The organism is Acinetobacter sp. YH18001 (assembly GCF_013416975.1).
In the GTDB taxonomy this organism is placed as follows: Bacteria; Pseudomonadota; Gammaproteobacteria; order Pseudomonadales; family Moraxellaceae; genus Acinetobacter; species Acinetobacter pseudolwoffii.
The window spans coordinates 1-3,245 of the sequence record NZ_VPEU01000093.1 but is presented as its reverse complement, the minus strand read 5'-3'; the positions used below and the strand labels follow the sequence as shown (position 1 = coordinate 3,245).

General features: G+C 36.7%; 4 protein-coding genes. 1 reads left to right on the top strand and 3 read right to left on the bottom strand.

The window, feature by feature from the left end; translation table 11 throughout:
- The coding region (gene mobQ / locus FTV48_RS14270; protein WP_180000739.1) for a MobQ family relaxase at positions 1 to 727 on the bottom strand (727 nt) is incomplete at its 3' end.
- A 209-nt stretch (positions 728 to 936) separates the two neighbouring features.
- Between mobQ and FTV48_RS14265 the strand changes: the two genes are divergently transcribed.
- Positions 937 to 1,221, top strand: a complete 285-nt coding sequence (locus tag FTV48_RS14265; protein WP_004856445.1) for a hypothetical protein — start codon at positions 937 to 939, stop codon at positions 1,219 to 1,221.
- Here the strand turns inward: FTV48_RS14265 and FTV48_RS14260 are convergent.
- Both FTV48_RS14260 and repM read right to left on the bottom strand, forming a co-directional pair.
- Positions 1,218 to 1,514 carry a hypothetical protein gene (locus FTV48_RS14260; protein ID WP_004856442.1) on the bottom strand — a complete coding sequence of 99 codons (297 nt, stop codon included), beginning with the start codon at positions 1,512 to 1,514 and terminating at the stop codon, positions 1,218 to 1,220. The genes FTV48_RS14265 and FTV48_RS14260 overlap by 4 nt on opposite strands.
- Positions 1,511 to 2,434, bottom strand: coding sequence for a replication initiation protein RepM (gene repM / locus FTV48_RS14255; RefSeq protein ID WP_004856439.1), 924 nt, complete (start codon positions 2,432 to 2,434; stop codon positions 1,511 to 1,513). Before repM ends, FTV48_RS14260 begins: the two co-directional genes overlap by 4 nt.
- Positions 2,435 to 3,245: the final 811 nt, after the last annotated feature.

The following is a 3,245-nucleotide window of genomic DNA, read 5'->3' as shown; positions in this document are numbered from 1 at the left end:
TGTCATTAAAACGGCTGATTTCAGTGTCTATGCCTTGTCTGCGTAATTGGGTGATTTTAGTGCCTTCATGGATGGTGGCTTGTAGTCCGTTATTCTGATCGGCATAGCTGCGGTGGTCTATTTTTTCCTGAAAGCCTGCTCGTTCTAATGCGTGATTGGCTAAATTTGCCCACGTTTCCCGAATCTGTTTAATTTCGTCTTGGGTTGTCCCCATACCAAGGCTTTTTCGTTTGGCGTTGCTGAGTTCAATATCGGTTTTGGTGGTCAGAGTGAGTTTATTGTCTGCATCCAACTCGGCTTTTCGGGTTGTGAGCATGATATGGGCGTGATGGTTTTTATCATTACCGCCTTTACTCGGTTCATGGATGGCTAAATCTGCGATTACGTCATAGCGATCAACTAAGGACCTGGCAAAGTCTTTTGCCAAGTCCTTACGTTGATCAGCGTCTAATTCATCGGGTAGGGCGATTACCCATTCTCTAGCGGTTCGGGCATCTTTGCGATTTTCGGTTTTTTCTGCCAAGTTCCAAAGTTCGCTACGATCAATTTCAATATCTAAATTAGACAGAATTTCAGAATGGGCGACACCGTCTTTTCTCGTGAAGTCATGGGTTAGCCCTGTGCGTTCATCTTCTAATTTTTCCCCTGCACGATATGCAGCAGATGCAACCGCAGTTCTTCCCGAACTTCGGTTAACCGTTTTAGTGGAACAATGATAAATTGCCATGCAGTCGCCTTGGGGTGCTTTTGCTTTTAAAAAATTGCGTAGCAGTTTTTTGGGGTTAAGGGGATCCCCCTTACGCAAACTTTGACTTGGATGAAATCCAAGTCGTAAGTGCGCATTTCATGAAAAACACGATAGCATATAGCCCGCTTGAATTTCAATTCATAGGGTTTTATGCTTGAGTGGTTTTCTATATCCCGAAATTAACCGTTATGACAAAATCTGCTGAAAATATCGAAAAGAAAATTGAAGCCCAATTAGAAAAGTTGAAACAGTTAAAAGCTCAAAAACAGGCTATTGATGCAAGAGAAAAAACCAAGCAAAAGGAACAAGAAAGAAAGGACGATACAAGACGTAAAATTTTGCTCGGTTCTTACTTAATTAAAAAGATGCAATCTAATGAAGCCAATAAAGAAAAAATACTCGCTGAACTCAACGAATATTTAACAGAAAATAGAGATAGACAGCTTTTTGATTTGCCCGATATTGAAGCCTAATTTTTCTTAGCTGTTTGGTTGTTCTGTTCGGCTTGATACTCGGGAATGAGCGTATTTAAAACCTTTTGAATATTGTCTTTGTCCTCTATCTGCAAATTATCTCGATAGTAAATTAAGTCCTGTATTTTGCTTTCCATCTGCATTTTTTTGGTGGGTTCTGCATTTTTGGATATTCGAGATAATAGGAAGATATAACCGCATATATTTTCCCTCGCAATTTCATAATTTACGATGTCGAGGTATTCAACGGTCACATGTTTTAGATCAGTTGATAGGTTGTTTAATTTAATCATGGCTGAAATCCTGATTTTTCTAATATTGGATAAAGCTCTCTGAATTTTTCAGGCTCTAAAAGCATATCTGCTATACGGATAGCAAATTGTTGGTAGCTTTCTGTACCTTGTGAATATTTCCCCATTTCAGGCATTTCTGACATTTTATTGGCAAATAAATGGCGTTGTGCATCGGTCATTTTGACAAAAAAGTCAGGTGTGTTTGGGTCACGCTTAGAATCTAATTTTTTCGGCTGTGATTTTTGCTTAAACTTAAATGAAAAACCAATAATTGAACGACCACGTTTGTGTTGTTCATACTCTGCTTTTATATCTGTGTACTCATTAATTTGATCAATGGCAAGGTGTAAAACTTTTTCTTTAAATTGCCCCATTCTCTTGTATTCGTTGGGTTCTATGCCTAATTTTAATCTTAGCTCTTCTAGCTCTACCATAGTCACTTTGCCTGTACTACGCCATGCGATAAGCAACTCATACAAGCGTATAGCGTAAACACTAGTTAAACTGCTGACTTGCTCTAGTTCATAACTGGTGAAGTGTTTTTCTAAATTTGTAATCAACGGTACAACATCATCAGAAAACTTAATACGAACAAGAGCTTCATTTTCTACATAAGATATTCGTTGTACCCATCGACTTATTACATTCTCAATGTTGCCCTTTTGAGTCAGCTTTTGATAGCTAAATCTACGATCAAATAGGCTTTTGCAAGCATCTTTAAGAACTTTATAGGCTGTATTTCTATGAACATTGAAATGGTTGATATAGCTTTCAGCATGAATCGTCAAATCTTTATCATTGGGTGTATTTGATTGCCTAGCTTCAAGTATGGCTAACAGTATTAAACGTTGTTCTGATAGGTCTAAATTATAACTGGCATTTATTAGTGCATTATCTTTAACGACTAGTTCCTTTTTCATAAGCACACATGTTTTTTAAATATATAAGTACACTCTATTTTATTGAGTGTCACTTTGCAAGATAAAGGTGTACTTATTGCAAGATAAAGGTGTACTTATTGCAAGATAAAGGTGTACTTATTGCAAGATAAAGGTGTACTTATTGCTATTTTTATTCTTATATATCAATTAATTGTAGAGGCTAAAAATTAAAAAATTAAAAAATATTAAAAAGAGGGGAGTGCTTAAAACTGCCCTATGTACTCGCTAAAGCTCGTACTCTATTGAAGCTCGTTCCTCGCTTCATGGGGCAGTTTTTGGTTAATCCTGTTTATGAAATCTAAAAGCAAAAGCATTGGTAATGTATTCGCTTCGCTCATACTTTTTGAAAAGCAAAAGCTCCAAAGTTCGCACCCATTCGGGATGCTCTGTAACTACCGTTTAAAATCGAAAGGGAGCTTGTAATCAGAGAAAAGGCGAGGGCGAAATTTTGATGATGCTCAATCGCTCGTAGACACTCGCTCGGTTCTTATTATCTAGGTTTTAATTATTTACTGGAGCTAATCAAAGTTGTGAAACATTGCTTAAATAATAGTCGTGGAACGTGAAAAATCATAAAAAAAGCCCGAGCATGACGTTTCGGGCTATTAAGTATTGACTATAACATTGAAAGATAATGAAAATATCTAAGCATTTCGGATAAGGTGTATTATGTTAATTTTAGGAAGACTTAAAAGTGAAGGTATTAGGAATCATCTTTTCGGTAACTTTAGTAATACTAATTTTATATGGTGTACTATGGATGTTTCATGGTTTTCCAGTAAATCCCTCA

Coding starts and splice junctions, on each gene's coding strand:
- repM (WP_004856439.1), bottom strand. CDS start 2,434: ATGAAAAAGGAACTAGTCGTTAAAGATAATGCACTAATAAATGCCAGT.
- FTV48_RS14265 (WP_004856445.1), top strand. CDS start 937: ATGACAAAATCTGCTGAAAATATCGAAAAGAAAATTGAAGCCCAATTA.
- FTV48_RS14260 (WP_004856442.1), bottom strand. CDS start 1,514: ATGATTAAATTAAACAACCTATCAACTGATCTAAAACATGTGACCGTT.